This is a genomic window from Pseudomonas sp. P5_A2_2 (genome assembly GCF_054177685.1).
The window spans coordinates 1-1,144 of the sequence record NZ_JBGCUL010001259.1; the positions used below are offsets into that span (position 1 = coordinate 1).

The following is a 1,144-nucleotide window of genomic DNA, read 5'->3' on the forward strand; positions in this document are numbered from 1 at the left end:
CCACCAGCAACAGCGCCATGGGCACGGCGAAGGCGATCATCAGGGCAAATTCGTTCGGGTCATTGAGCATACCGGACGCACGGCCTTCGTCCTGGTATTTGGCTGAGAACATCGCCATGGCGCAGGTCACCGCGACACTGATGGCAACCAGTTTGGCGAACATGTCGAGGTTCAACTCACGCCCGACCAGCAGGGTGATGACAAACAGAATCAGGCCGACGCTCAATTCGCGCAGGTGGCCCAGGGACATGTCCATGTTGTCGGTGTTCAACAGGCTGAGCAGGTACAGAACCATGAACCCGATCAGCAAACGCCAGATATTGCTGCGCAGGCGCTCGGCCGACCGTTGGTGAATCGCCAGTTGCAGCATCAGGATCAGCGCCAGCGAAGCCCCGAGGAACTTGGAGCCCGACAACGCGCTGTCCTTGAACAGGCCCTCGAAAGGCAGGATGGCGACAATGCCCAGCAGGCCCCAGGTCGGCTTGCGGTACAGCACCGCGACACCCACCAGGCCCAGCACCGCTCCCGGCGCCAGGTACGGATAAGGGCTGGCCAGCAATCCGAGGCAGACCAGGCCGAGCAAGCTGACGATCGAGAGCGGAACAATCACGCGCGTGCCTCCCGTGCAGTCCGGATGTAAAGCTGCGACCAGCGTTCGGCCAGGACCTTGAGGTCGTAGCGATCCCGTTGCGTACGTTTTGCGTTATCGATCATCTCGCCGGCCAGGGCCGGATCATCCAGCAGCGCGCCGATCTGGCGGGCGAGGGCGGTGCTGTCGGTGGGCGCGGCCAGCAGGCCGTTGTGGCGGTCCTGCAAGACATCGGGAATCCCGCCGACGCCGAAGGCCACCACCGGCACCCCGGCCTGCATCGCTTCGAGCAGAATCATCGGCGTGCCTTCGGTGCGCGAGCTGATCACCAACGCATCGAGTTGCCGCCACCAGGCGCGCATGTCGGTCTGGTAGCCCGGCAGCGTGATGCGCGCCTGCAATCCGGCTTCGTCTATACGCGTCTGCAGGCTTTCCCGCTCCGGCCCGTCGCCGAGCATCACCGCGTCCAGTTGCGGGTACTGCCGACACAACGGGATCAGCGCATCGAGAAACAGGTCCGGGCCCTTTTCGCTGCTCAGGCGCCCGACGTAGCCG

Annotated in this window: 1 protein-coding gene and 1 pseudogene; both read right to left on the bottom strand. The window is 64.1% G+C overall.

Translation table 11 applies throughout. The features are described from left to right. Positions 1-610: pseudogene (locus ACXRVY_RS30630) on the bottom strand (O-antigen ligase family protein); the annotation flags it as partial. After that, positions 607-1,144, bottom strand: a 538-nt coding sequence (locus ACXRVY_RS30635; protein WP_458239156.1) for a glycosyltransferase family 4 protein, incomplete at its 5' end; no start/stop codon positions are given. The pseudogene ACXRVY_RS30630 and the gene ACXRVY_RS30635, both read right to left, overlap by 4 nt.